The following is a 24,078-nucleotide window of genomic DNA, read 5'->3' as shown; positions in this document are numbered from 1 at the left end:
ACGACCGTAGGCTCACCGCCCTCCCACACGGCGATCACCGAGTTCGTGGTACCCAGGTCGATACCCACTGCCTTCGCCATGAGGAACTCCTCCCGGTGCGGCGGCATGCGCCGCAGCTGCGGTCCGATCGTTCATGTATGAGCGGGACGTCCGCCGTCGCCGGTGGTCTCAAGCCCGCGGAGCAGCCGTACGGCCTCATCGGCCACCGATTCGTCCACGACGACTTCGTACCGGCTGGGCTGCATCGAGCGGACCGAGGCGAAGTCCCGGCGGCCGCCCTGCAGGGCGTACAGCAGCAGACCGAACAGCGCGCCCACGATCGCCCCGAAAATGAGGCCGTAGAGGGCGACGAGCAAGGCGGAGACGACCGGGTCCACCCAGTTCAGCAACCCGAAGATCCAGCCGATCAGCGCACCGGGAAGGGCCCCGCTCGCCGCACCGTGCAGGGCGGCCCGGCCGTAGTTCATACGTCCGACCACCTGCTCGACGAGGCGGACGTCCTGGCCGATGATGGCCACCCTCTCCACGGGAAACCCCTGGTCCGATAGGTGGTCGACGGCACGTTCGGCCTCCTGGTACGTCTCGTACGTGGCAACGGGCCTGCGCGGCTGCTCGGTCATCGCCCAGTCCTTCCTGCCGGTATGCACGGCGGCCCCAGCACGCCCCAGACTGGCGAACCGAGCAGCTCCACGCCTGCGCCCGGCAGGTCAAAGAACGACGGAGCCCGTCCCCCCACGAGCACGAGTGGAAACTCCGAAGACCTCGGGTGAGCCGGTCGCAAAGGGGTACGTGGAGTACGCCCACCTCCATGAGGGTTCGGGAAAGGGAGTGATCCCATGGTCGGCCGCTGGGCTCGGAACATGTCCCGAGGCCGTCCCGGCCACGAAGGAGGCCCCCCACGGAGCCGGGCGGGCGGTACCCGACGGCCTCGTGGGGAGGGTCCCGCCGGCACCTTCTCCACCCGGGCGACCCCGTCCCCCCACGAGCTGCTGTCAGTCGTCCGCGCCCTGTTCGACACCCGGAACGAGGGCGAGATCCTGCGCCTGGCCATGGACCACGTATCGGCCGTCGGCCCGTACAGGGCTGAGGCCGGATACCTCAGGATGAACGGCCAGCTGCTGCCCAGCCCGCAGAGCGGGCCGGACCACGCGTCGGTCGTCGACCGGACGGTGCGAGAGCTGACGGGACGGGACGGCCCCGTAGCCGTTCCCGGCCGGTCACGGGGTCGGGCACTGGCCCTGCACGGACCCGGTGGACTGTACGGCTACCTCGTGGTGACGTCTCGCTCCCGGCCCACCCTTGCTCAGCACTTCCTGCTCACCGTGCTGGTACGCCTCACCACCGCGGCCCTGTCGGTCGCCGCCGCGCACCGCCGCGAGCAGGAGGACGTGCTGGAGCTGCACCGGCTCCGACGGGAACGAGCAACCCTCCAGCAGCGGCTGATCTCCCTCGTGGTCAAGGCGGGATATGAGCGGGCCGTGCACGACGCGTTCGCCGAGGCAGCGGCCTCGGGCGGTGGCGAGGAGGCCGTCACCAGCGCACTGCATGACCTCACCGGACTTCCGGTGCTGGTGGAGGACCGCTTCGGCCGGCTGCGATCCTGGACCGGTCCCGGCCGGCCCGACCCCTATCCGGAACCGGATCCCGCACGCCATGAAGAGATGCTCCAGGAGGTCGCCCGAAGATGTGGGCCGGTGCGCGTCAAGGATCGACTGATCTCCCTGGTGCGCCCCCGCGGTGAGGTCCTCGGAGTGCTGGCCCTGGTCGACCCCGGGAACGAGGCCGACGAGTACACCGTGTTCGCTCTGGAGCATGCCGCCACGTCACTCGCCCTGGAGCTGTCGCATCTGCGCGACCTGGCGGAACTGGAGCTGCGGCTGCGCCGCGAACTGGTCGACGATCTTCTGGGGGGCACGGACGAGGCGAGCGCCTACGCCCGGTCCGAGGCATTCGGACACGACCTGCACCGCATCCAGTACGTGGTCGTCGTGCAGTGGAGGAGCCGGGCCGCGGACGACACTTTCGCGCGGACCGTGGGCCGGGCGGCTTCGGCCGTGGGTATGCCGTCACTCGTGACCCGGCGTTCCGACCACGTGGTCCTGGTCGCCGAGGGCAAGCCCGACGACCACGCCCTGTACGAGACGCTCGCTCGGGAAACCGGCACATCGGACGGGACGATCGGGGTGAGCGCCCGCTGTGACAGCCCGGAGGGCATTCCCGGCCGCTACCAGGAAGCACTGCGTGCCCTGGAGGTACGCCGCCGGTCTCCAAGCCGATACGGCACGACGTTCTTCGACGATCTGGGCCTCTACCGCATCCTGGGACCTGGGAACGACTACCAGGAGCTGGAGGGGTTCGTCCGGGAATGGCTCGGACAGCTTGTCGACTACGACGGCCGGCACCGTGCGGCGCTCGTGGAGACTCTGTCGCGGTACTTCGACTGCGGCGGCAACTACGCCGAGACCGCCGAATCCCTCGCGATCCACCGCAGCACGCTTCGCTACCGGCTCCAGCGCATCCGCGAGATCAGCGGCCATGACCTCACGAATGTGGAGGACCGCCTCAACCTGCAGGTCGCGACCCGGGTGTGGAAGATCTTGCTGGGCGGACCCGGCTGAGGCACACCCACCACCGCAGGGCCGGCTCCGGTGTGCTCATCGCAGTGGGAGCAGGCTTCCCCTTCGCCGACTGGGCTCGTCAGGTATCACTCCTCGTTCCTCGAACCCTGCCGGCGGCTCACCGGTGGTGAGCCGGTGGTGAGCCGCCGGTGGGTGGAGGACGCCTCTCACGGCATGCCGGAAGTGGCGTGTGGAGGTCTTCGCGGCAGGACAGTTCGACGGGTGACGAATGGACCTCGGCCGAGACAGAAACACTGATCGTCCCGTGCATCGCGTCTTCGGCGCTTCTCTGACCTATGCCCTCGACCAGCGGACCGTAACGAAGGGGCCATCGGGCCAGGACGCTGCGGTGGACCGTGGCGGTGCTGACGGCGCGGTGCGCGTGGGAGTGGGACGGCTGGCGTATCGAGGACGCCGGGGAGAGGAGCGGCGGAACCGGTCTCGGAGCGATGCCGTATTCGCTATGGTCTGCCCCATCGGCACCGGGCGTCAGGCGCGTCGCACGGGTTCTGGGGAAGCCGACGGGGGAGGACCACCATGAGTACCGCGCGCGGAAGCCTGGCCGACCATCCGGTCATCGTCATCATCAGCCTCGTCGCCGCCGTGGTGGGCCTGATCGTCGGCGTGAAGGAGCTGAAGGGGGCGGACCCCGCTCCGCCGTCGGTCGCGGGCCCCGCCGCAACGGACACCTCCGCGGCCCTGCCCACGCCGGATGCCGCGCGCACGCTCCCTCCGCAGGAGGAGGACACGTCCGCGCCGGACGAGGAGCCGGAGGCGCCCGAGCCGACGCGTGATCCCGTGACCCGGCCCGTCGAGGAGGACACTCCCGAAGCGGCCGTCGTTCAGACCTCCGGGCACACGGGGCCGCTGGTCGTACGGATCAAGCTGGGCTCGTCCGGGAAGACGGGGCCCGACACCTATCGCGCGGGGGCGCGGCCTGGTGCCGACACCGAGGTGTACGACGACACCGGCCGGCTGGACCACGGGTGCTACGTCAAGTGGACGCTGAGCCGTGGCTCCGAGGTGGTGCGGCGTGTGACGAGCGGGCGGTGCCGGCCGCCGGGCATCACGCTCTTCAACTTCGAGGACAGCCTGGACGAGCCCGGGGCGTACACCTTGAAGGCGGACGTCACCACGGACTGGCGGCAGACGGGCACCGAGTCGGTCGGCTTCGAGGTCGTACCCGGCTGAGGCAACGCGGGCAGGGGAGGCAGTCGGCACCTACGGCAACCCACCCGTACGGAAAGCCCCGTGTCCGAACGGAGATCACGGTGAGGACGCGTCCTGCACCGGCGCAGCACCAGGTCAGGGACAAGCACAGCGATTGACCGGCGACCCGGTGAACCGTACGGCCGCCAGACTCACTTGGCCGGGGTGGTCGCGGGATCACGCTGAAGAGGGCGTGCACCGAGGCGCGGACCTGGTCTGCGAGACCTCGAGTGTGGAGCTGTCCAGTTTGGCAACCGCCTAACAGGCCCCCGCATTCTGGGGCGGAGGCTGCAGAATCGGGGGGCTCCCCCCGGATGCCCCGGTGGCTTCCGGGCGCGATGGTGCTAGCCCTTGCATTGGTGGCTTCCTTCCAACTTGGCAGTTGGGCGTTCCACAGGCTTGCTGGTCTGCTGGTCTGCTGGTCTGCTGGTCTGCTGGTCGGCATTCTGATCGCATCTTTCCTGGCGCCGGGAGTCGAGCCGCCGATCGGGCGGATGGTGGCCCGGGGGATGTGCCGGGGCCTGGCCGCCTTTCTGGTGTGTCTCGCCGTGGTCCTCGGGGTGGCGGGGTTCTTCGTGCTGTTCGGCTCGTTCCTGGCGGGCCAGATCAGCGGCATCGTCCCGGCGGTGGCGTTCGGCTCCGTGATCGTGGGCACCGCGCTGCTCGGTGTGGCCGGCACGCTGATCGCCATTCCGGTGGTGGCCACGTTACAGACGTTTTTCGGTGCGTATGTGTAGCGGTACGACGTGGCGGATGATCTGGAGACACAGGACGGCCGGCGTTACCCGCCCGGCGACGGTCCGTCGTTGCGGGCGCGGCTGCGTGGACTGCTGCGCCGCCGCGGTCGGTCCTGACCGGGCTTGCGGAAGGCCGCCGCCAGGTGAATCAGAGCCGGTTGGGTGACGATGGAGGTGTAGGCCCGACCGTGCTTTCCCAAGAGGAGGCAGCGGCATGACTTATCCCTCCGATTCCTCGGGCACCGGCCCTCCACGCAGCACCGAGCCACAAGACGACCCCTTGACCGATGGCCTGGGCGCGTTGGCGAACATGGGATGGCAGATCCTGCTCACCACGGGCCTGGCCACGATCGCCCTGGGCGTCGTCGTCTTCGCCTGGCCGGAGGAGACGCTGCGGGTCGTCGGCGTGCTCTTCGGCATCTACCTGCTGGCTACCGGCGTCTTCCAGCTGGCCTCCGCCTTCGGCACGCACGTCCCCCGGCATCTTCGGGTGCTGCACTTCCTCACGGGTGCGCTCTCTGTCCTGCTGGGGCTGGTCTGCTTCCGGGGCACCCTGCAGTCGGTCTTTCTGCTCGCCCTGTGGATCGGCTTCAGCTGGCTGCTGCGCGGCATCATGGTGACGGCAGCGGCGGCCTCCGCCGAGGACACGCCGGCACGCGGCTGGCAGCTGTTCTACGGGATCATCAGCACCCTGGCGGGCATCGTGCTGATCGTCTCGCCGTTCACCTCGATCGCCGCACTCACCCTGGCGGTGGGCGTCATGGCCGTGGTCCTGGGGGTGGTCGAGGTGTTCCAGGCCATCAGGATGCGCGTCGAAGTCGGCCGCCTCGCTCCGGGCGGCACTGCCGCCGCGCGGCGGCCCCTGTTCCACCGCCCGCACCCCCAGCACTGATCACGGCGGAGACCCCGAGCCCCCGCTTGGGCGGCGCCCCTGGACCTGGGCGGGTGCGGCGCGCAGCGTCTGCCCGGCTGCCCCAGCGCACGGATGGGGCGTACCCGCCTACGCGGGCACGCCGCCACACCGTTGTTTTCTACGTCGACCGGGCGGCCGAAGGCTGGCCTGAGCAGCGAGAGGGGGTGCGGTGATGGCCGATGCCCGGACCCGTGCCCGGGTGTTGATCGTGACGAATCCACGCTCGGGCGGCGGCAAAACCGCTCGTTACGGCCTGGTACAGCGGGCCGAGGACATGGGAGCCCAGGTCTGGACGACCAGTGCGGAAGGCGACGCGGCGTCGCTCGCGAGGACGGCCGTCGAGGAGGGTGCGCAGGTGCTGGGGGTTGCGGGCGGCGACGGCACCGTGTCGGCGGTCGCAGCGGTGGCCGGTGACACGGACCGGTCGCTGGTCGTGGTCCCGGCGGGCACCCGCAACCACTTCGCCCGGGACCTGGGCCTCGATCTGCGCGATCCGGGCCGGGCGCTGGGCGCTCTGGTCGACGGTGAGCCCACGCAGGTGGACCTGGGGGTGCTCGGCTCGCGTGTCTTCGTCAACAACGTCTCTTTCGGTATGTACGCCGACGCCCTGCTGGAGCCGGGGTACCGGGAGGACAAGCCACGCGGCTTCGCCGCAGTGGCGCCCGACTACGTCAAGGGCAAGCAGTGGGTCGAGGCCCGCGTGGACACACCATGGGGGACCGCCGAGTTCCCGCAAGTGGTGCTGATCTCCAACAACCCCTACCACCTGGCCACACCGCGTTGGCTGGGCCGTCGCTTCTCACTCACCACGGGACAGCTGGGCGCCATCGTCCTCAAGCGCCCGTCTCAGGCGCCCCCGGATCTCCTGCGGCACCTGCGCGGCGAACTGCGACAGCACAAGCGCAGCGCCGGCCCGGCAAATGAAGAGGCCGTCACCTGGTCCGCTCCCGGCATCACACTGCACGGGGTGATGTGCAGTATCTGGACGCCGGCATCGACGGCGAAACGGCGCGGCTGCCTCTCCCCGTCCTCTGCGGAATCCGGCCGGGTGCCCTGCGCGTGCTGCTGCCGAAGGACCGGCCGGGGATCCCGTCCGAGCGCGCGGTGCGCCATTGAACGGAAGATTTCGGCTGAGGCTCAATCTCGATCGTGGGGTACGAAGGCGAGCCCGGACATTGGACCGCCCGGAGAGGCCGAGTCGGCCCGTGGGGAGCCGGAGGCATTCCTCCAGGGTCCACAGATGCTGTTCGGGCGGGCCCGTGACGAGCTGGTGGATGCGTTCGGGCGGCGGCAGCTGGAGGGCGGACAACAGCGCGGGCAACGGCATCCAGCAGCGACGGGCGAGTGCTTCCAGCCAGCTGTCCATGCTGTCGCCTGGCACCTCGGCGGCGTCGAGATCCACGTTGGATGACCGCACGGTCCTCAACGGGATCGTGTGGAAGTTCCGTACCGGGACGGGGTGTGCCCGCCTCGTGCGTTGCGGGAAGTCACACTGTCACCCGACCGGTGGCCACTCTGAAATGCTCAGTGTTCGAGGAGCGGCCGGTCCGTGACTTCGTTCCTGCCCTCGTCGAACGGAGGGTGCGCCCCGCTCCTGGCCGAGCAGCGACCGACGAGTGAGTGCGACGCCGTCGACCAAGGGCCTCCTGGCAGAATACTGCCGGCCGTGATTGGCTCATTTGGTTAGCGATGCCGCCGTGAGCGGACGGCGAAGTCCCATACAAGGGGTTGTGATGCAGGTAGCGGTGGTCACCTTCGACGGTTTCAACGAACTGGACAGCTTCATCGCCGCCGCGTTGATCAACCGGTGCCGCGGTGAGGGCCTGGAGGCTTACATCACGACACCGACGCCGGTGGTGACGTCGATGAACGGCGTCCAGGTGACCGGGCAACGTCCCATGGAGTTCATCGAGGACGCCGATGTCGTGCTGATCGGCAGCGGGGTCAAGGCGCGCGAAGTGGTCGCCGACGACCGGCTGCTGTCCCGGCTGCGGCTCGATCCCTCGCGGCAGCTGGTCGGAGCTCAGTGCTCCGGCGCCCTGGTGCTGGCCGGTCTCGGGCTGCTGGGCGGCATGCCGGTCAGCACCGACGTGAAGACGCGGCCGTTCGTCGAGGCCCGCGGTGTGACCGTGCTGGACGTGCCCTTCCACTCCGAGGGGAACATCGCCACGGCGGGTGGTTGCCTGGCGTCGCAGTATCTCGCCACCTGGGTGATCACCCGGACACTCGGAGAGGACGCGGCGCGCGGCGTCCTGGACTACGTGGCGCCGGTCGGTGAGAACCGCGAGACCGTCGAGCGGGCCCTGCACGCCGTCCGCGCGGGCGAACTGGTCCAACGTTGACACCGTGAGTCGGGACGGTGAATCTGTTCGGCCGACGCGATCGGTTCCCGAATGATCCGGACGTGCTCGTCTGCGCTCTGGGTCAGCGGCGGAACTCCGTCAGGACTCTGCCGAGGTGGGTTTGGAGTTCACCGAGTTTGTGGAGGCCTCGGCCGGCCAGGTAGCTCAGCCGCTCGCGGGTCTCGGGCAGGTTGATCAGGCTCTGGACCAGGATGTGCGCGAGAGTTCCAGTCGGTCCCTGGCGATACCGAGGTCTGTAGTGTTCGCTCTGCCCTTCGTCGCCTCTTGGCTGGTCCTGGCCTCGGCGTTCTGGACGACGCTGCCTTTGGCTTTCCCTCGGAGGCGTCACGCCGGGATGCTCGTCGCTGATACCTCCGAGGACGCCCCGGTCTTCAGGCCGGGGAGGCATCGGACCCCTGCGGAGCAGGGCAAGGAAAGAGCAATCGCCGTCAGGGCGATTGGTCGTCGCCGTCCACGGTGGTGAGGGCGACCTCAAGCAGTTGCAGGATCTCGGAGTTGAGGGAGCGCCGGTCGGCGCGGGCCGCTTCAACGAGGCATGCGTGCAGTTCCGTTGGCAGGCGGAGAGAGATCCGCTTCTCATCGTCCATGCTAAAGGCATGCCATAACGACACCGCGGAAGCAGCAGGAGGATGCCGGGTACGCTCGGTACACCTACCGACTGCGCGTGTCGTCGACCGCCCGCACCGCCCTGCTCGCCGAGTGGGACCGCTGCCGGTGGACCTGGAACGAATGCGTCGCCAAGTCCCGGCAGATACACGCCCACAACCGCGCACACCCGGACGACAAGCTGACGTGCGGCCCGGCCCAGCTCGACAAGATGCTGACCGAAGCCCGCGCCACATTGTCGTGGCTCCGCGACGGTGCTTCGGTGCCGCAGCAGCAGGCCATCCGGGACTTCGCCAAGGCGAGGTCCCAGGCGCTGAAGGACATCGAGAAGCGGTTGCCAATCCGGCAGCGCGCGGGCATGCCCAGGGTGAAGAAGAAGCGTGAGGCGCTGCCGACGCTGAACTACACCAGGCGGGGATTGCGGCTGAAGGACGGACGTCTGCACCTCGCGGGCGCGATCGTGCTCACGGTGGTGTGGTCGCGGGACCTGCCCTGCGCGCCGTCCTCGGTGCGCGTGTACCGCGACAGCGTCGGGCACTGGTACGCGTCGTTCGTCGTCGTCGCCACCGAAGCCCAGCCGCTCCCGGCCACGGGCCGTGTCCTCGGCGTGGACTGGGGCGTCAAGGAGACCGCGACCACCACGTCCGACGCCCACGACCTCCCCCACGCCCAGCATGGGAAGAACGCCGCACACAAACTCGCCCGCTACCAGCGGATGATGGCCCGCCGTAAGCCCGCACGCGGACAGGCCGCGTCCAGGGGCTACCGGCAGGCGCAGGTGCAGGCCGCGAAGCTGCACAAGAAGGTCGCCCGGCAGCGGCAGGACACCGCCCGCACATGGGCCAAGTCCGTGGTCCGCGACCACGATGCGATCGCCGTCGAGGACTTCCGGCCGAAGTTCCTCGCCAAGTCCACGATGGCGCGCAAGGCGGCGGACGCCGCGATCGGCGCCACCAAGACCGCCCTGATCGAGATGGGTCGCAAGCACGGGCGGGACATCCGCCTCGTCAATCCCGCACATACCACCATGGACTGCGCGTCGTGCGGAGCGGCGAGAACCAAGCACGCACTTCCTCTTTCGGAACGTACCTACACCTGCACCGCGTGCGGAGTCGTATCCCCCAGGGACAAGAACTCCGCCCGCGTGATGCTCGTCCGGGCTGGTCTCAACCCGGCTGGTGCCGAGGGCGTAAGACCTCCAGGAGCGCCGCTCCCGGAGGCAGCCTGAGCCAGCAATCCCCTCCCTTCAGGGAGGGGAGGATGTCAAGATGACGACACGCATACCGGTGTTGTCGCCGTGCTGAACGTGGACGCGTCAACGTCGATCTTTCCGGCCGAGGAACGCCCCGTGAGCGTTGCGATGCGCACCCGTGCAGGTCAGACGGTGGCCATGTCCTTCTGACCCGCGGGTCACCCGATGTTCCTCCGCCGCGGCGCCCGAAAGGGGTGCGTACCGTGCTCGGCGCGGGGACGCCATGACCGACGACCAGTCCCCGACCGCCGCACGGCCGGGTCCGGACGCGTACCCAGGGAGGACGGGTCCGCTCTGAGACTGACGGCTCCGAGACTGACCGCTCCGAGGCTGAGCTTTCGAGACTGACGGCTCCGAGGCTGACCGCGCCGCGCCGGAGCGATCCGCCCGGCCCCGGTGCGCGCCCTCCTGCGACAGGCCGCGCACGGTCACCGGCACTGCTCCGGCACCCTCAGACATGGCAGGTGGCCCATGTCCCGGATGGTCCTCTGGGTGATGGTCTCGTCGAGATAGGCCAGGAAACCGGCGGCGAGAGAGCCGGCCGGGGCGCGGCCGAAGGTGTAGGCGTACTCGATGTCCTTGTAGGAGTAGCGGCCGGCCTCAGGTCGATCTGCGCCTCGTTCGGCCAGTCACCCTCCAGCGGCACCGTGTTCACCCGGGCGCCGCGCTCTTTCGCGAGGCCGACTTCGCTGTAGCCGATGGCGCCGGGCTGCTCCTCGACTTTGTTCAGCACCGCCCGCGTCGAGCCGAGTTCGCAGCGCGTCACGCTGTCGACGGTCCGTGTGGACGGCCGGCAGTCCAGTGAGGTGCTCGGCGCCCGTTCCCACCCCTTGAGGACCCGGTCCCGGAAGATCTGCCGTGTTCCGGACTCGTCGCCACGGCTGACCAGGACGATCGGCAGGTCGGCGATCTCCTTGCGGCCGGGGACGACATCGCCCCAACGCCGGTACTCGCCCGCGTAGATGTCCCGTACCTGCCGCGGCGACAGCCCTCGCGGGCCGAGATCGATGTCCTGGTGGACGACGAGGGTGAAGAAGGACAGCGCGACCTCGGCCTCCGTCAGGTCCCAGCGCTCGCCCATCGGCCCGTCGGAGAAGGCGATCACGGTCCGGGCGTCGTCCGGCGACCGTTCCTCCAGCTCCGCGAGCTGGGACACGCCGTCCTCGCTGCCACGCGCCTCGATGACGATGTCGGCGCCCTGACATTTGCTCTCGTACTGCTCGGCGATCGTACGGACGACCGGTTCGAAGGCGGTCGAACCCGTCAGGGTCAACTCGCCCTGCTCGCAGTCGATCGGGTCGCCCGAGCGCAGCACGATGATGCCGGCGAGGGTGAGTACCGCGAGGGCCAGTGCCCCGCTGAGCAGTCGGGCGGGCAGGCTGAACTACGCTGCTTGTCGTCCGGCTTGGGAGCGCTGTTGCGGTGGACCCGGTCGTCGCGAAGGCCGCCGATCAGCTTGACCTCCCCTTCGGCCGGCCCGCCGGAGAGCAGCACCAGCAAGGCGTTGGTGAAGTGACTGTTCAGGTGCTCGATGCCGGACGGCTGGGTGACCGAGACGGCCTGGACGGTGCGGCCGGTGAACTCGGCGGTCAGGCCGTGCACTTCGGACGAGGTGTAGTCGTTGTCGGCGACGCTCTGCGAGCCGTCGTTCTCGATGCGCAGCAGCACCAGCGACGCGTCGGCCATGTTCGGTACGTCGAAGTCGCCGAGGCGGGGGTTGAACGCGCCGTCGCCGATCGGGCTGTCCATCTGCACGCGGTAGCCGATCCGTTTGCGGCGCGGCACCCGCCGGTCGTGGAGGAACATGGGGACGGGCACGAGGAGACCCAGGACGGACGTGCCGATGGCGATGACGTTCTCGAGGCTCAGCCACTGCACTGGTGGTCCCCCGCCACTCCCAGAGCTCAGATGGTGACGTCACCGTATGCCTGCCCGAACCGCCGGGCACGGCCGGAACACCAGTGTTCGCCCGGCGTTCAACTACGTCCGCCACCGCCAGCAAGGCTGTTCGCAGTCGAGGACGGCAGGAGTGTCCGGCATTTCATGGTGGCCCTCGACTCCGGGCATCACGTGGCCGAGGAGGCCCCGGAAGCGCTCGCGTCCTCCTTCGTGGGCCTCCTCGCCGGACGGGTCTTGGTGCGAGGGTCCTCGGGGGATGGCCCGCTGCCGACGCGAGGTCGGGCCGTGTGCGGTTCGACGATCTAGCCGTCGCGGCTGCTGTGGCCGGTCGCCGGGCTCCGGATGACGAGCTGGGCCGGTGAGCTCGCATGATCGCCGCCCTCTCCGCAGAATGGTGGTGTGTCCGACGTGGCAGGTGCGACAGATCGCCGCATCCGGTCCCTTGTCCGCGGGACGGGCGGCCCCAGTCCGGGAGGCAGCATGCATCACCGAACGGTCGCGGAACTCATGACGCGGGGCGTCGTGAAGGCGCGGCGTGACTTGCCGTTCAAGGAGATCGTCCGGCTGCTGGCGGAGCACGACGTCACCGCCGTACCCGTGGTGGACGATCAGGACCGTCCGGTCGGCGTGGTGTCCGAGGCCGATCTCCTGCGCAAGACCGCGGACCAGGCCGACCCCTCCGGACGGACACCGGTTCCGCACCTGGAGGCATGGGAGCGGGCCAAAGCGGAGGGCGCTCGCGCGGAGCAGCTCATGTCGGCTCCCGCCGTGTGCGCACGCCCCGAGTGGAACGCGGTCGAGGCGGCTCGTGCCATGGAGGTCCACCACGTCAAGCGGCTGCCCGTGGTGGACGAGACGGACCGGCTGCTGGGCATTCTGAGCCGCGGCGATCTGTTGCGGATCTTCCTCCGCCGGGACGACGCCATCCGCGACGAGATCACGGGGGACGTCCTGCGCGCGACGATGGGGCTCACTTTCTCCGAGGTGAGCGTCGACGTGCGCGAGGGTCAGGTCAGCCTTCGCGGCTCGGTCGAGTACAGAAGCCAGATCCCTGTCATCGAACGGCTGTGCAGGAGCGTCGACGGCGTGGTGTCGGTCGACGAGGACATCGCCTACCGGACGGACGACGCCGAGGGCTCACCCGCCACCGGGTGACGGTGCGGGCACCGTGTGCCGCCGGACCGGCCTCGCGTGCGGGCCGGTGACCATGTCATCACCGTCCCCCGACCGGACGGGAGCCGGCCTGCCGGGCCCCCTCACCGTCGCGCGCGTGAGCTGATCGATGTGGGTACGGAGGTCCGCCGTCTCTCGGAACGGGTTCCCAGGGGTCGACGCCCCTGCCGCGTCGTACCGGCGGGTCGTGACCGATACCTCCTCGCCTTCGGATGCGAGGCTCATACGGGATGTTCAGTGACCTGGCGGATGCCTGGCCGGGACCGGTCCACGTCCTCGATGTCGCCCACGGCGAGACTCAGCAGTTGCTGGGCCAGGTCGTCCATGGCCCTGCCGGCAGCCAGTTCGTCGCCGATCTCGGGCACGTTCGCGTCCGTCGGATTGCAGTGTGCCGTCCCGTGGCCGGTGAGCGTCGTCGTCCCGGTGTCCAGTACCGCGTGTGCCTTCGTCGTCCCCCCGTCGTCCTCGAAGAGGTGGAGACCGATCTTCCATTCCGCAGTGTGCGGCATCGCTACCTCCTGGTGTTCGGGACGCAGCCGCCCTGTCGCCCGCGCTCTCCTCCCTCGGTCCACATGCGCCGCGGCGGAGATTGAGGTAGTCCTCAGGAAGGGGACAGCCCGTACTCGTCGCGTGGGCGACGTCCGGAACGTCCGCGCCCGTCGAGACGTTCATCGCCTTCACGACATCTCCAGCTTCGTACGAGACGGAGGCCGCCGCCATGCAACAGGCCATCACCGTGGGCCTCGACGGCTCACCCGAGAGCCTTGCCGCCGCCCGATGGGCCGCCGACGAGGCCGAGAAGCGCAAGCTGACCTTGCGCCTGCTGCACGCATGGCCCATGCTGGCGCCGGAACCGGCCCGCGTCCCGTCGGAGGTCGACCAGAACTACTGGGCGAAGCGTCTCGTGCACACGGCTCGCGCGGAGCTCCAGGCACACCACCCGGCGCTGTCCATCGTGGGGAACCTCGTCGCCGACGATGCCCAGCAAGCCCTGCTGCAGGCCGCGTCGGAGTCCGAGATGATCGTGCTCGGGTCCCGGGGGCTGGAGGCTGTCGAGAGCTATTTCCTGGGCGATGTCAGCATGCCCGTCGTTGCGCGGGCCGAGCGGCCGGTCGTGCTGGTGCGTGCCGGGGCACCGGAGGTGGCGGAGGCGTCCCCCGCACCCGTGCGGCGCGTGGTCGTGGCCCTGAAACTGAGCGGATCCTCCGAGGAACTGTTGGACTTCGCGTTCCACAGCGCTGAGGCGAGAGGACTTCCTCTGTTGGCCGTCCATGGCAGGAGCGTGCCGCTGCACGCACGCCTGCCCTGGGGCGTGGATCACGAGATCACCGAAGAGATGACACGGGACGCGCGCGACGCACTGCGCATGGCACTCCGGCCCTGGCGCGAGAAGTACCCGCAGGTGGACGTGGCCGAGAGCATCCGCCTGGCGAACCCCTCCAAAGTCCTCGTACAGGCCGCCGAGGATGCCGCACTCCTGGTCGTCGGCCGGCGTGCGCACCGGCATGGTCTGGCACCCCATCTGGGTCCGGTGGCCCAGGCCGCCATCCACCACGGTCGGTGCCCGGTGGCCGTGGTTCCACACGACTGACGTGCGCGAGCGCCGTGGTGCCCCGTCGTACCGGCCGCCCTGTCGGGTGATGATGACGCTCTCCGCCGGCCCGGGTGAGCGGACGGCCCGTGGTGACCTGGCCGTACAGGGCGGGGACCTCCGGTGCCGCTCGTGGAACAGTGGGAAAGGGCCGAAGGCGTCCGCGGACGCGCACGGCGGGCTGAGGAGGCCGTGATGAGTCGCTCTGTGGTGGCGGGTGTCGACGGATCGGAGCGCAGCTTCGCCGCGGCCGAGTGGGCCGCCCGGGAAGCTCTGCGGCGCGCTGTTCCGCTGCGTCTGGTGCACGCCTCCCCGCAGCTTCCGGGCGACGTGGTTCCCGCCCGGGCCAGGGACACGCTGCACCGACTGGGCGAGATGACGCTCCAGCGCGTGGTCACCGATCTCGGCGCCCGCTACCCGGATCTGCGGGCGTACTGCGAGCAGACCGCGGAGGCACCCGCCACGGCGCTGCTCGCCGCGGCACAGGACGCCGGACTCCTCGTGGTCGGGGCACGGGGCTCGGGCGGCTTCGACGGTCTCGCGGTCGGATCCGTGGCCCGGCGTGTGGCCGCGGCGGCTCCTTGTCCGGTGGTCGTGGTGCCCCAACGGCAGGTCGAGGGCTTCGGCGGCGGGACACGCGCGGCCGCCCGTGCGGCCGAACTGGTGGTGGGGTTCGACGCGCACCGTCCGGTCACAGAGGTCGCGGACCTCGCGTTCGCCGTCGCCGAGGCGCGCGGGGCGCGTCTGCGGGTGGTCCAGGCGTGGGCGCTTCCCGCCGAGGCCGTGTCACCGCAGACGCTGTTCGTGACCGAGGAGGACCGGGCCATCTGGGAGGACCAGGAGGTTCTCGGACTGTCCGACGCCCTGCGCGCCTTGCGCGCCAAGTATCCGCAGGTGACGGCTCGCACTGATGTCGCCCTGCTGCACCCCGCCCAGGCACTCCTCAACGCCTCCCGGGAAGCGGACCTGCTCTTCGTGGGCCGCCGCACCGACGGGCGCGCGCCCGAGGGCCGGCTGGGACCGGTGACCCACGCCGTCCTGCACCACACCCGGTGTCCGGTGGCGATCGTGCCGCATCCCGGCTGAGGCACATGTGTCAGCCGAAGAACACCTCGAACTCGTCGTACAACGACGGTTCCACCGTCTTGGTCCGCGGCCTGGTGCCGTCGAGGGGCACGCGGACGATCTGCGTCCCCCGTAGCGCCACCAGTGTGCCGTAAGCGCCGTCGTGGACCGCCTCCACGGCGTGCAGCCCGAAGCGGGTGGCCAGCCACCGGTCGAAGGCGCTCGGAGTGCCTCCCCGCTGGACGTGGCCGAGGACCGTGGTGCGCGCGTCCTTGCCCGTGCGCGCCTCGATCTCCTGAGCGAGCCACTCGCCGATACCCGACAGCCGCACGTGGCCGAACTCGTCCATCGTGCGGTCCTTCAGGAACATCTGCCCCTCTTTGGGCACCGCTCCCTCGGCGGCGACGACGATCGGCGCGTAGTGGATCTTGAAGCGGTTCTTCACCCACTCACAGACCTGATCGATGTCGAACGGCCGCTCGGGGATGAGGATCACGTTGGCGCCGCCCGCGACACCCGCGTGCAGGGCGATCCACCCGGAGTGCCGGCCCATCACCTCCACCACCAGGGTGCGCATGTGCGACTCGGCGGTGGTGTGCAGGCGGTCGATGGCCTCCGTGGCGATACCCACGGCCGTGTCGAAGCCGAAGGTGTAGTCCGTGCCGGACACGTCGTTGTCGATGGTCTTCGGCACGCCCACCAGATCGACGCCCTGGCGGCTCAGCTCCGTGGCCACACCCAGCGTGTCCTCCCCACCGATCACGACGAGGGCGTCCACCTGGTGCGCGGCCAGGTTGTCCTTGATGCGCCGTGCCCCGTCCTCGTGCTTGAACGGGTTGGTGCGAGAGGAGCCGAGGATGGTCCCGCCGCGTGGCAGGATTCCGCGCACGGCGGCGATGTCCAGCGGTACGACGTCCCCTCGGAGCGCACCGAGCCAGCCGTCCCGCAGGCCGACGAAGTCGAATCCGTACTCCTGGACCCCTTTGCGGACGACGCTGCGGATCACCGCGTTGAGGCCGGGGCAGTCGCCGCCGCCGGTCAGCACTCCGACTTTCATGGCTTCACCCCTCATCCGCGCACGGACGTGAACCCCACGAGCCGTGGGACTCCTCTTCCAGGATGTGCGACGCGCGCACCGTCGGCCAACTCGCCGGTCGCCGTACGGCCGCGCAGGGGCGGCGGCCACACGCAGGGTCCACCGGTCGGGACCGATGACCAGGTCGACCGGGGATCCCGGGCGACCACGTCCTCGCCGGCACCAGGGCCCCGGACAGGTGCTTGCCACGTCCAGTGAGTCGGCGAGTGCGCTCAGGCCGTAGGCGCGTCCCGCGCGTTCAGCTCGAAGTCCACGTCCACGACGCCCTCCACCGCTCGCACGAGCCGTGCCGCCGCCGGCACCAGCGACGCGTCCTTGATCCGGCCGCGCAACCGCACGACGCCGTCGCGGACCTGGACCCGTACCGCCGATCCCGGCATCGGGAAGAGGTAGGCGACGATCTCCCGTCGCACCTCCTCCGCGATCTCGTCGTCGTCCCGCAGGAAGACCTTCAGCAGGTCGACCCGGCTGACGACACCCTCCAGACGTCCGTCGCCGTCCACGACAGGCAGGCGCTTGACCCTGCCCCGCGCCATGATGCGGGCGGCTTGTGCGAGTGTCTAGTCCGCCGTCACCGTGAGGGCAGGACGGGTCATCGGCTCGCCCCAGGTCACCGAACCCGCCTTCACGAGGTCGGACAGCCGGCGCACCTGCATGTCCCTGTCGGGATCGCCGGCGCGGAACTCCTCTTTGGGCAGCAGATCGGCCTCGGAGACGATCCCGAGCACGCGGCCCGCGCCGTCCACCACGGGAAGGGCGCTGACCTTGCGGTCCCGCAGGGTCCGCACGATGGCCTTGAACGGGGCGTCGCGGTTCACGACGGCGACGTCACACGTCATCACGTCCCGCACGATATGGGGAAAGCCGTGCATGGTGGCCCTTCCCTCCTCGACCGTCGCGGTCCACGGGTGGTGGGCGCGGTCAGAGCGTGATTCCGCTGTGACGCGGCGCATAGAGGTCGAGCAGCCGGACGCGGGCCGCCTGCAAGCGGTGGGCGACGACCTCGCCCACCCACAGGGCGATGCTCCGGCCGAACGCAGGGTCGTTCTCGCACGTCGCCCGTACCGCGGTGGCGTCGAACTGGTAGGCCCGCAGCGGTGACGACGTCTCCGCTCCCAGATGCCAGACGTGCGGCGGATACAGCCAGGACCAGCCGAGGAGTTCGTTGTGGCCGAGCGAATCGCGATGACGACGGCCCGACGGCCGGCCACACGCATGTCGAGGTCGACCGTGCCGGTCCGGATGATCCAGAACCGGTCGGCGTCCTCTCCTTCCTCGAAGATCCGGGCGCCCAGCGGGAACGACACCTCCCGCGCGGCCCGCATCAACCGGTTCCGGTGCTCGGCAGGCAGCGCCCGCGGCAGGCTCGTCGATACGGGAGCGTTCATGGGGTGCCTCCAGGTGGTACGTACGGAGCTACCACCTCCAGCGTGAGCGCGTGCAACTGCCCGGGCCATGGGCCACCCGGCCCCCAGGACCGGGCCGCACGGCGGCCGCCGGCGGGCTTTCGGCGGCCCCGGCGCCCCGGAGACCCTCGGCGACCGTCCCCTGAGCGGCCGCGGACGGACTCCCGGGCGACGATCGGCGTGTCACCAGGCAGCGAGGACCGTGGGTCGTGCCCCTCCCGGCCGGAAGCACGGGTGCTTCACCGGCCGTGCGCGGCCCTCATCGGTGGGTGAGGTCCAGTTGGACGTCGACGACCCCCTCGACGGCTGTCACGGCCCGGGCCACCACGGGCACCAGGCCGCGCTCGGGCATCGCACCGCTCAACGTGACCACGCCATCGGTGACGGAGACCTCCAAGGCGTTGGTGACCGGGAGATGGGGCAGTACATGGTCGCGGATCTCGGCGCCGATCTCGGCGTCGGATCGCAGGAAGACCTTCAGCAGGTCACTGCGGCTGACCACGCCCTGGAGTATGCCGACGCCGTCGACGACGGGAAGCCGTTTGAGGTGCCTGCGGGCCATGACGCGCGCGGCCTCCGCCAGGGAGGCGTCCGCGTGCACGGTCACCGCCGGCGTGCTCATCACCTCGCCGGCGGTCAGTGCGCTCGCCTTGATCCGTGTCCGCACGTCGTTCACGGCCTGGCCGCCGTCACGCACCTCCTCCTTGGGCAGCAGGTCGGCCTCGGAGACCACGCCGACGACCCGCCCTTCGCCGGCCAGCACCGGCAGGGCACTGACCTTCCACTGGTCGAGCAGTTCGACGATCTCCTTGAAAGGTGCCTCACTGCCGACAGCGATCACGGTGTGGGTCATCACATCGCTCACCGTGTACGGGGACTCGGGCATCGCAGCCTCCCTCTGCTCAGGTACGGAGGACCGTCAGGTCGAGGAAATGCGTGGAACAGGAGATGCAGGGGTCGTGATTGCGGATGGCCCGCTCGCACAGGGACGTCAGCTCGCCGTCGTCCGGGTCGCCTTCGCCGATCGCCCGCTGGGCCTGCCGTCGGAGGTCGTCCTCGATCGCGGCCTGGTTCTGCGCGGTCGGGGGGATCAGCAGGGCGCTGGTGACGAGGCCGTCGGCGCCGAGGCCGTAGCGGTGGTAGAGCAGACCACGAGGAGCCTCGGTGGCGCCGTGCCCGATGCCCGCGACCGGTGGCACCTCGGTGTACGGGCGCGGAGGCGGCTCGTACGCCTCGATGATCCGCAGCGCCTCGCCGACGGCGTACACCGTCTCCACGGAGCGCACGAGGATCGACCGGAAGGGATTGCGGCACACGGCTCCGTCCCGCGGATCGCCGAGGCCTGCCTCCAGGGCCGCCTGGATCGCCACCGGCGACAGCCGTGCCCCGCTGATCGCGAACCGGGCGAGCGAACCGGTGAGGTGCAGCCGCCCGTCGAGCCTGGAGCGCAGCGCGGTGGAACGCGGCACCTGTGTCTCCTCGACGTGCTCGGTGAACTCCCGCACGGCGAAGGTGCCCGTGGTCCCGTCGGTCCGCAGGACCGTCGGCGTGCCGCTCTCGATGGCGTACCGGTCGGGCTCGGCCAGCGCCAGCAGATCCGCCTCGACCCGGGCGTCCGGGAAGTCGAAGCCGGCGACCCAGCGCACGGTGCCCCAGGCGTCGTCGAGGGCCTGTTTCAACTCCTCGGTGACCGGACGCAGTTCCGCCGGGGTGGGCGTCCGGTGGAAGCCGCCCAGGCGGACGTTCACGGGATGCACCGCACGCCCGCCGAGCAGTTCCATCAACGAGTTGCCCGCCTTCTTCAGGCGCAGTCCTCGCTCGACCTCGGCCCGGTGCGTGCGGGCCAGTTCGACCGCGCTCGCGCGGCCCAGGAAGTCCGGGGCGTGCAGCATGTGGATGTGCAGGACCTGGCTCTCGATCCACTCGCCGCAGTACAGCAGCCGGCGAAGATCCCGGATCGAGGGATCGACGCTCACGCCGCACGCGTCCTCGATCGCCGCGCACGCGCTCATCTGATACGCCACCGGGCAGATGCCGCACACCCGGGACGTGATGTCCGGCGGCTCGGTGTACGAGCGGCCCCGCAGGAACGCCTCGAAGAACCGCGGCGGCTCGTAGATGTTCAACTGTGCCTCGGTGACCCTGCCCGCGTGGATGTGCAGGCGCAGCCCGCCCTCGCCCTCGACCCGGGACAGCGAGCCGACGTGCAGCAGACGGGAACCACGGTGCGTCATGTCTCCGGCTCCTTCTCGAACTCCTCGAACGCGGTGGCGTTGAAGGTGTGCAGGAACCGCAGCACGGCGTCGTCGTCGAGGCCGTCGCGGCGCAGCAGCGGGATCAGGGCGGGCAGGTTCACGGACCCGGACGGGCCGAAGCAGCCGTAGCATCCACGGCCGTACGCGGGGCACAGCGCCCCGCAGCCGGCATGGGTGACCGGCCCGAGGCAGGGCGTGCCGTGGGCCACGGTGACGCAGACCGTGCCGCGTCGCTTGCACTCGAAGCACACGCTGTGGTCCGGGATGTCCGGCTGGCGCCCGGCGAGGAACGCGGTGATCACCTCCATGAGCTGGCGCTTGTCGATCGGGCAGCCGCGCAGCTCGAAGTCCACGTCCACGTGCGCGGACACCGGTGTGGAGGTGGCCAGTGTCTCCACGTACTCGGGGTGCGCGTACACCACCCGCCGGTACTCCTCGACGTCCGCGAAGTTGCGCAGCGCCTGAATGCCTCCGGCGGTCGCACACGCACCGATGGTCACCAGATGACGTGAGGCCGCCCTGATCGTCCGGATCCGCTCGGCGTCCTCCGCCGTGGTGACGGAGCCCTCCACGAGGGACAGGTCGTAGGGGCCGGGCCCGACCGCGCTGGACGCCTCAAGGAAGTGGGAGATCGTCACCTCGCCCGCCAGGGCCAGAAGATCGTCCTCGCAGTCCAGCAGGGTGAGCTGACAGCCGTCACAGGATGCCAGCTTGAACACGGCGAGTTCGGGCTTCATCTCACAACTCCCGTACCGACAGAAGCGGTTCGGCCTGCGCCCAGCTCACGACAGGACCGGACCGGCACAGCAGCAGAGGCCCGAGCTGACAGTGGCCGCAGTGCCCCGTGGCGCAGCGCATGTTCCGCTCCAGCGAGACACGGACGTGTGCGCTCGGGACACCGCGGTGGGCGAGTTCGCGTGCCGTGGCCCGGATCATCGGCTCGGGCCCGCAGACGAACGCGTGGGTGTGCGCAGGCTCGAAGTGCGCACGCCCCAGCAGTTGGGTGACCATGCCGACATCCCCGCGCCACCGGCCGTCCGGCCGGTCCACCGTCACTCCGGTGAACGCCGTCGGCCAGTTCTCGAGCTCCTGCCGGCCGATCACGTCGCTCGGGGTGCGAGCCCCGGCCAGGACGTTGACACGGCCGTACGCCTCGGGCTCCGCCAGTGCCCTCAGGACGAGCGGCCTCAGCGGGGCGAGCCCGATGCCCCCGGCCACCACCAGCACGTCACAGCCGCGCGCCCGCTCCAGTCCCCAGGTGTTGCCGTAGGGGCCGCGGACCCCGACGACGTCGCCGACCCGGGTCGCGCACAACCCGCCGGTGACGGCGCCCACAGAGCGGATCGTGTGCGCGAGACCGCCCGTGGCCTGGACCGAACTCGCCGACAGGGGGACCTCGCCGCGGCCGAAGCAGTGCACCATCGCGAACTGCCCGGGCGCGAAGTCGGGCAGCGCCGCGCCGACCGGTTCCAGACGCAGCGTGACCGTGTCCGCTGTCTCCGGCCGACGGGCGACCACGCGATGGGGGACGGGTACGCCGCTCATCGTGCCTCCTGGGCCGCGGGGGGCCCGTACAGGTCGACGAGCCGGGCCCGGGCCGCGCTGAGCCTGTGCGCCAGCACTCTGCCGACCCAGTGCTCGACGGCACGCCCGAACCCGGGATCGTCCAGGCACATCCGCCGCACCGCGAGGGCGTCGAATTCATGGGTCATGAGCGGTGTCCGGGCCTCGGCGCCCAACTGCCAGACGTACGGCTCGTAGAGCCAGGACCAGCCGACGAGGTCACCGACGCCGAGCGTCTCGATGACCGGTGGCCGGCGGCCGGGTACATGCATGTCGAGCACCGCCGTGCCGACTCGGATGATCCAGAAACGGTCGGCATGGCCGCCCTCCTCGAACAGACGGGCGCCCTGAGGGAAGCACACCGGGTGACCGAGGGGCTGCAGCCGTTCGCGGTGCTCGTCCGGCAGAGCGTGGTCCATGCGCAGGGCCGCCGAGGGCGCCATCACTCCGTCTTCCCTCCGGGCGCCGCGTGGACGGTGCGTTCGGCGTCCAGAGCGGCGACCTCCTCCGTGATGTCGATGCCGGCCGGACACCATGTGATGCAGCGCCCGCAGCCGACGCATCCGGTCGTCCCGAACTGGTCGTGCCACGTCGACAGCTTGTGGGTGAGCCACTGCCGGTAACGGCCGCGCCCCGAGGACCGGACCGGGCCGCCGTGCAGATACGAGAAGTCCAGGTCGAAGCAGGAGTCCCAGCGCTGCCAGCGCTCGGTGTGGTCACCGGTGAGGTCGGTGACCTCCTCGGTCGTCGTGCAGAAGCAGGTGGGGCAGACCATCGTGCAGTTGCCGCAGGTCAGGCAGCGCGCGGCGACGTCGTCCCAGCGCTCGGCGTCCAGGGAGGCGCCCATGAGCTCGCGCAGGTCGACGGGGGGCAGCGCACGGCCCATGCGGTCGCGTGCCGCGTCCACGGCCGTCACCGCGGCCTCCTGGGTGACAGGGTCGGCGATCCCGTGCGGCACACCGTCGAGCAGCTCGGCCCCCTCGGCACTGCCGACGCGCACCAGGAAGCGGTGCCCGTCGTCGTCCACGATCTCGGTCAGAGCGAGGTCGTAGCCGGGGTCGGCCGCGGGACCGCCGCCGGTGGACACACAGAAGCAGGTCGCACCGGGCTCGGTGCACTCGGCGACGATGAGCAGCGCCTTGCGGCGGCGCCGCCCGTAGCCGTCGTCCGCGTGCGGCCCACCGGTCAGGACGCGGTCCTGGATCGCGATGGCGCGCAGGTCACAGGGGCGGACGCCGAGGAAGGCGTACGCGGGCACCTCCGGCTCCTGCGGTGTGAAGGCGATGTCTCCCTCGGCCGTCCGGTCGGCACTCCACAGCCGTTCCCGCGGCGGGTGCAGATAGGACTTCCAGGACTGCGGGCCGGCGCTGTGCGCGAAGGCGGCTCCGTCCTCGCGGGCGACCAGCCGGTAACGTCCGGCGTCCAGTTCGACACCCCAGCCGTAAGGCAGAGCGTCGGCCGACGTGAGCTCGGCGAGCACGATCGCGCCGTCGCGGACCGTCGGCCCGATGACGGTGCGTCCCTGCACCACCAGAGCCGTGACCAGCGCGTTCAGGCCGTCCCGGTCGAGGGTCGCCGGGGCTGCGGGGGCAGTCATGAGGATCTCCTCCGTCCTACGGCTCCGTGCTCCTCTCCATCGTCAGCTTTCGACCGCGGGTCCGCCTGGGGCAAGGGCTGACCGTCCCTCCTGCCGGGCCGACCGGTCCCTCCGGGCGGTCGGCGCAAGGACCGCCGGGCGTCGCGGATCGCGGCTTGCGGGCGGGACCTCGCGAGGCGCTGCCCGGGCCCGCATGGTCATTGAGCCATTCGTGGTGAGGCGCGCTCATGATCCCCCGCCCGCCGGGTGGGCGCCGACCCGCGCGACGTCGTTCTCGATGGTTCGCGCGAGGGGTTCCACCGCTTCCGCGACAGCGGGAGAGAGCCCCGTGCCCAGCTCGCTCTCGGCCCCCTCGACGGCGTACACGATCAGCCCTTCGGGGAGTCGGTCCAGCACCCGGGCCAGCTCGATCGCCTCACCCAGCCCGAATCCGTGAGAGCTCGTGTTCGCGGACCGTGGGGGGAACCGGGTGTCGAGCGCGAAGCGGTGCACACGACCTGGGGAACCCGGATGGGCGTGGGCCGCGTCGACGACGACCGCCAGACGGGCGTCCTCCCACAGCCCGATCAGCCGGCCCGGATCGCCGTCGCAGACCGCCAGCTCGACCTGCGGCGGCAGCGGCCGGCTGCCGGCCCGCTCGCGAAGTCTGCCGATCACGGCCCAGCCGACACCGTCGTCGCGCCTGTACTCGTTGCCCACACCGATGAGGACGATCCGCCCACCGCTGCTCATGCG

The 24,078-nt window shown here is 70.4% G+C and carries 25 protein-coding genes and 2 pseudogenes; 11 read left to right on the top strand and 16 right to left on the bottom strand.

Annotated features, from left to right (window positions below; genetic code table 11):
• Both ACFRAC_RS31765 and ACFRAC_RS31760 read right to left on the bottom strand, forming a co-directional pair.
• The coding region (locus tag ACFRAC_RS31765) for an Hsp70 family protein (RefSeq protein ID WP_355899272.1) at window positions 1-80 on the bottom strand (80 nt) is incomplete at its 3' end.
• Between the two features lie 51 nt (window positions 81-131).
• Window positions 132-620: a general stress protein gene (locus ACFRAC_RS31760; protein WP_382936149.1), complete on the bottom strand. Its 489-nt coding sequence runs from the start codon at window positions 618-620 to the stop codon at window positions 132-134.
• A 429-nt stretch (window positions 621-1,049) separates the two neighbouring features.
• Between ACFRAC_RS31760 and ACFRAC_RS31755 the strand changes: the two genes are divergently transcribed.
• The 7 genes from ACFRAC_RS31755 (at window position 1,050) to ACFRAC_RS31725 (ending at window position 7,819) form a co-directional block, all read left to right on the top strand.
• Complete coding sequence (locus tag ACFRAC_RS31755) at window positions 1,050-2,618, top strand: PucR family transcriptional regulator (RefSeq protein WP_382936143.1); 1,569 nt, start codon at window positions 1,050-1,052, stop codon at window positions 2,616-2,618.
• 537 nt (window positions 2,619-3,155) lie between these two features.
• On the top strand, window positions 3,156-3,809 hold the full coding sequence (locus tag ACFRAC_RS31750) for a hypothetical protein (RefSeq protein ID WP_382936138.1): 654 nt from the start codon (window positions 3,156-3,158) through the stop codon (window positions 3,807-3,809).
• A gap of 377 nt (window positions 3,810-4,186) precedes the next feature.
• A complete protein-coding gene (locus ACFRAC_RS31745) occupies window positions 4,187-4,564 on the top strand; it encodes a hypothetical protein (protein WP_382936135.1) in 378 nt (125 codons plus the stop codon).
• Between the two features lie 214 nt (window positions 4,565-4,778).
• Window positions 4,779-5,456, top strand: coding sequence for an HdeD family acid-resistance protein (locus ACFRAC_RS31740; protein WP_382936130.1), 678 nt, complete (start codon window positions 4,779-4,781; stop codon window positions 5,454-5,456).
• 193 nt (window positions 5,457-5,649) lie between these two features.
• Complete coding sequence (locus ACFRAC_RS31735; protein ID WP_382936127.1) at window positions 5,650-6,888, top strand: diacylglycerol/lipid kinase family protein; 1,239 nt, start codon at window positions 5,650-5,652, stop codon at window positions 6,886-6,888.
• Window positions 6,885-7,097, top strand: a complete 213-nt coding sequence (locus ACFRAC_RS31730; protein ID WP_382936121.1) for a three-helix bundle dimerization domain-containing protein — start codon at window positions 6,885-6,887, stop codon at window positions 7,095-7,097. Before ACFRAC_RS31735 ends, ACFRAC_RS31730 begins: the two co-directional genes overlap by 4 nt.
• Window positions 7,098-7,210: 113 nt before the next feature.
• Window positions 7,211-7,819 (top strand): DJ-1/PfpI family protein, encoded by a 609-nt coding sequence (locus ACFRAC_RS31725; RefSeq protein ID WP_382936116.1) that lies wholly within the window; start codon window positions 7,211-7,213, stop codon window positions 7,817-7,819.
• 449 nt (window positions 7,820-8,268) lie between these two features.
• Here the strand turns inward: ACFRAC_RS31725 and ACFRAC_RS31720 are convergent, their stop codons facing one another.
• The gene (locus ACFRAC_RS31720) at window positions 8,269-8,427 is read right to left on the bottom strand and encodes an Arc family DNA-binding protein (RefSeq protein WP_382936112.1); all 159 of its coding nucleotides are present in this window, start codon (window positions 8,425-8,427) and stop codon (window positions 8,269-8,271) included.
• Window positions 8,428-8,504: 77 nt separating this feature from the next.
• On the opposite strand from ACFRAC_RS31720, the gene ACFRAC_RS31715 reads away from it, so the two are divergent.
• Complete coding sequence (locus ACFRAC_RS31715; protein ID WP_382936106.1) at window positions 8,505-9,674, top strand: RNA-guided endonuclease InsQ/TnpB family protein; 1,170 nt, start codon at window positions 8,505-8,507, stop codon at window positions 9,672-9,674.
• Between the two features lie 475 nt (window positions 9,675-10,149).
• On the opposite strand, the gene ACFRAC_RS31710 is transcribed toward ACFRAC_RS31715, so the two are convergent.
• Window positions 10,150-11,013, bottom strand: a complete 864-nt coding sequence (locus tag ACFRAC_RS31710; RefSeq protein WP_382936102.1) for a substrate-binding domain-containing protein — start codon at window positions 11,011-11,013, stop codon at window positions 10,150-10,152.
• Window positions 10,968-11,576: a hypothetical protein gene (locus ACFRAC_RS31705; RefSeq protein ID WP_382936099.1), complete on the bottom strand. Its 609-nt coding sequence runs from the start codon at window positions 11,574-11,576 to the stop codon at window positions 10,968-10,970. The genes ACFRAC_RS31710 and ACFRAC_RS31705 overlap by 46 nt, the downstream gene beginning before the upstream one ends.
• A gap of 501 nt (window positions 11,577-12,077) precedes the next feature.
• On the opposite strand from ACFRAC_RS31705, the gene ACFRAC_RS31700 reads away from it, so the two are divergent.
• On the top strand, window positions 12,078-12,752 hold the full coding sequence (locus tag ACFRAC_RS31700) for a CBS domain-containing protein (protein ID WP_382936096.1): 675 nt from the start codon (window positions 12,078-12,080) through the stop codon (window positions 12,750-12,752).
• 239 nt (window positions 12,753-12,991) lie between these two features.
• On the opposite strand, the gene ACFRAC_RS31695 is transcribed toward ACFRAC_RS31700, so the two are convergent.
• Window positions 12,992-13,279 carry a dsRBD fold-containing protein gene (locus ACFRAC_RS31695; protein ID WP_382936093.1) on the bottom strand — a complete coding sequence of 96 codons (288 nt, stop codon included), beginning with the start codon at window positions 13,277-13,279 and terminating at the stop codon, window positions 12,992-12,994.
• A gap of 209 nt (window positions 13,280-13,488) precedes the next feature.
• On the opposite strand from ACFRAC_RS31695, the gene ACFRAC_RS31690 reads away from it, so the two are divergent.
• Together ACFRAC_RS31690 and ACFRAC_RS31685 are read left to right on the top strand one after the other, a co-directional pair.
• A complete protein-coding gene (locus ACFRAC_RS31690; RefSeq protein WP_382936089.1) occupies window positions 13,489-14,361 on the top strand; it encodes a universal stress protein in 873 nt (290 codons plus the stop codon).
• A 195-nt stretch (window positions 14,362-14,556) separates the two neighbouring features.
• Window positions 14,557-15,447: a universal stress protein gene (locus ACFRAC_RS31685; protein ID WP_382936084.1), complete on the top strand. Its 891-nt coding sequence runs from the start codon at window positions 14,557-14,559 to the stop codon at window positions 15,445-15,447.
• 10 nt (window positions 15,448-15,457) lie between these two features.
• Here ACFRAC_RS31685 and ACFRAC_RS31680 read toward each other — a convergent pair whose 3' ends face one another.
• The 10 genes and pseudogenes from ACFRAC_RS31680 to ACFRAC_RS31635 form a co-directional block, all read right to left on the bottom strand.
• Entirely contained in the window at window positions 15,458-16,483 is a 1,026-nt protein-coding gene (locus tag ACFRAC_RS31680) for a 6-phosphofructokinase (RefSeq protein WP_382936078.1), read from the bottom strand.
• Window positions 16,484-16,734: 251 nt separating this feature from the next.
• Window positions 16,735-17,394, bottom strand: a pseudogene (locus ACFRAC_RS31675) (CBS domain-containing protein).
• 49 nt (window positions 17,395-17,443) lie between these two features.
• Window positions 17,444-17,910 (bottom strand): annotated as a pseudogene (locus ACFRAC_RS31670) (cyclic nucleotide-binding domain-containing protein).
• A gap of 277 nt (window positions 17,911-18,187) precedes the next feature.
• A complete protein-coding gene (locus ACFRAC_RS31665) occupies window positions 18,188-18,814 on the bottom strand; it encodes a CBS domain-containing protein (RefSeq protein ID WP_382936073.1) in 627 nt (208 codons plus the stop codon).
• 16 nt (window positions 18,815-18,830) lie between these two features.
• Window positions 18,831-20,162, bottom strand: coding sequence for a Ni/Fe hydrogenase subunit alpha (locus tag ACFRAC_RS31660; protein WP_382936065.1), 1,332 nt, complete (start codon window positions 20,160-20,162; stop codon window positions 18,831-18,833).
• On the bottom strand, window positions 20,159-20,920 hold the full coding sequence (locus ACFRAC_RS31655; protein WP_382936061.1) for an oxidoreductase: 762 nt from the start codon (window positions 20,918-20,920) through the stop codon (window positions 20,159-20,161). Before ACFRAC_RS31655 ends, ACFRAC_RS31660 begins: the two co-directional genes overlap by 4 nt.
• 1 nt (window position 20,921) lies before the next feature.
• A complete protein-coding gene (locus ACFRAC_RS31650) occupies window positions 20,922-21,728 on the bottom strand; it encodes an FAD/NAD(P)-binding protein (protein ID WP_382936056.1) in 807 nt (268 codons plus the stop codon).
• On the bottom strand, window positions 21,725-22,189 hold the full coding sequence (locus ACFRAC_RS31645) for a Crp/Fnr family transcriptional regulator (protein WP_382936053.1): 465 nt from the start codon (window positions 22,187-22,189) through the stop codon (window positions 21,725-21,727). Before ACFRAC_RS31645 ends, ACFRAC_RS31650 begins: the two co-directional genes overlap by 4 nt.
• Entirely contained in the window at window positions 22,189-23,343 is a 1,155-nt protein-coding gene (locus ACFRAC_RS31640; protein WP_382936049.1) for a 4Fe-4S dicluster domain-containing protein, read from the bottom strand. Before ACFRAC_RS31640 ends, ACFRAC_RS31645 begins: the two co-directional genes overlap by 1 nt.
• A gap of 225 nt (window positions 23,344-23,568) precedes the next feature.
• On the bottom strand, window positions 23,569-24,075 hold the full coding sequence (locus ACFRAC_RS31635; RefSeq protein WP_382936046.1) for a hydrogenase maturation protease: 507 nt from the start codon (window positions 24,073-24,075) through the stop codon (window positions 23,569-23,571).
• Between the last annotated feature and the right edge of the window lie 3 nt (window positions 24,076-24,078).

The organism is Streptomyces sp. NPDC056628 (assembly GCF_042792555.1).
In the GTDB taxonomy this organism is placed as follows: Bacteria; Actinomycetota; Actinomycetes; order Streptomycetales; family Streptomycetaceae; genus Streptomyces.
Note: the sequence above shows the minus strand (reverse complement) of the source record. Positions and strands in the feature narration are given on the sequence as shown.

Coding starts and splice junctions, on each gene's coding strand:
- ACFRAC_RS31740 (WP_382936130.1), top strand. CDS start 4,779: ATGACTTATCCCTCCGATTCCTCGGGCACCGGCCCTCCACGCAGCACC.
- ACFRAC_RS31695 (WP_382936093.1), bottom strand. CDS start 13,279: ATGCCGCACACTGCGGAATGGAAGATCGGTCTCCACCTCTTCGAGGAC.
- ACFRAC_RS31645 (WP_382936053.1), bottom strand. CDS start 22,189: ATGGCGCCCTCGGCGGCCCTGCGCATGGACCACGCTCTGCCGGACGAG.
- ACFRAC_RS31755 (WP_382936143.1), top strand. CDS start 1,050: ATGGACCACGTATCGGCCGTCGGCCCGTACAGGGCTGAGGCCGGATAC.
- ACFRAC_RS31730 (WP_382936121.1), top strand. CDS start 6,885: ATGACCGCACGGTCCTCAACGGGATCGTGTGGAAGTTCCGTACCGGGA.
- ACFRAC_RS31720 (WP_382936112.1), bottom strand. CDS start 8,427: ATGGACGATGAGAAGCGGATCTCTCTCCGCCTGCCAACGGAACTGCAC.
- ACFRAC_RS31685 (WP_382936084.1), top strand. CDS start 14,557: ATGAGTCGCTCTGTGGTGGCGGGTGTCGACGGATCGGAGCGCAGCTTC.
- ACFRAC_RS31735 (WP_382936127.1), top strand. CDS start 5,650: ATGGCCGATGCCCGGACCCGTGCCCGGGTGTTGATCGTGACGAATCCA.
- ACFRAC_RS31640 (WP_382936049.1), bottom strand. CDS start 23,343: ATGACTGCCCCCGCAGCCCCGGCGACCCTCGACCGGGACGGCCTGAAC.
- ACFRAC_RS31690 (WP_382936089.1), top strand. CDS start 13,489: ATGCAACAGGCCATCACCGTGGGCCTCGACGGCTCACCCGAGAGCCTT.
- ACFRAC_RS31750 (WP_382936138.1), top strand. CDS start 3,156: ATGAGTACCGCGCGCGGAAGCCTGGCCGACCATCCGGTCATCGTCATC.
- ACFRAC_RS31635 (WP_382936046.1), bottom strand. CDS start 24,075: ATGAGCAGCGGTGGGCGGATCGTCCTCATCGGTGTGGGCAACGAGTAC.
- ACFRAC_RS31660 (WP_382936065.1), bottom strand. CDS start 20,162: ATGACGCACCGTGGTTCCCGTCTGCTGCACGTCGGCTCGCTGTCCCGG.
- ACFRAC_RS31665 (WP_382936073.1), bottom strand. CDS start 18,814: ATGCCCGAGTCCCCGTACACGGTGAGCGATGTGATGACCCACACCGTG.
- ACFRAC_RS31725 (WP_382936116.1), top strand. CDS start 7,211: ATGCAGGTAGCGGTGGTCACCTTCGACGGTTTCAACGAACTGGACAGC.
- ACFRAC_RS31655 (WP_382936061.1), bottom strand. CDS start 20,920: ATGAAGCCCGAACTCGCCGTGTTCAAGCTGGCATCCTGTGACGGCTGT.
- ACFRAC_RS31700 (WP_382936096.1), top strand. CDS start 12,078: ATGCATCACCGAACGGTCGCGGAACTCATGACGCGGGGCGTCGTGAAG.
- ACFRAC_RS31650 (WP_382936056.1), bottom strand. CDS start 21,728: ATGAGCGGCGTACCCGTCCCCCATCGCGTGGTCGCCCGTCGGCCGGAG.
- ACFRAC_RS31760 (WP_382936149.1), bottom strand. CDS start 620: ATGACCGAGCAGCCGCGCAGGCCCGTTGCCACGTACGAGACGTACCAG.
- ACFRAC_RS31680 (WP_382936078.1), bottom strand. CDS start 16,483: ATGAAAGTCGGAGTGCTGACCGGCGGCGGCGACTGCCCCGGCCTCAAC.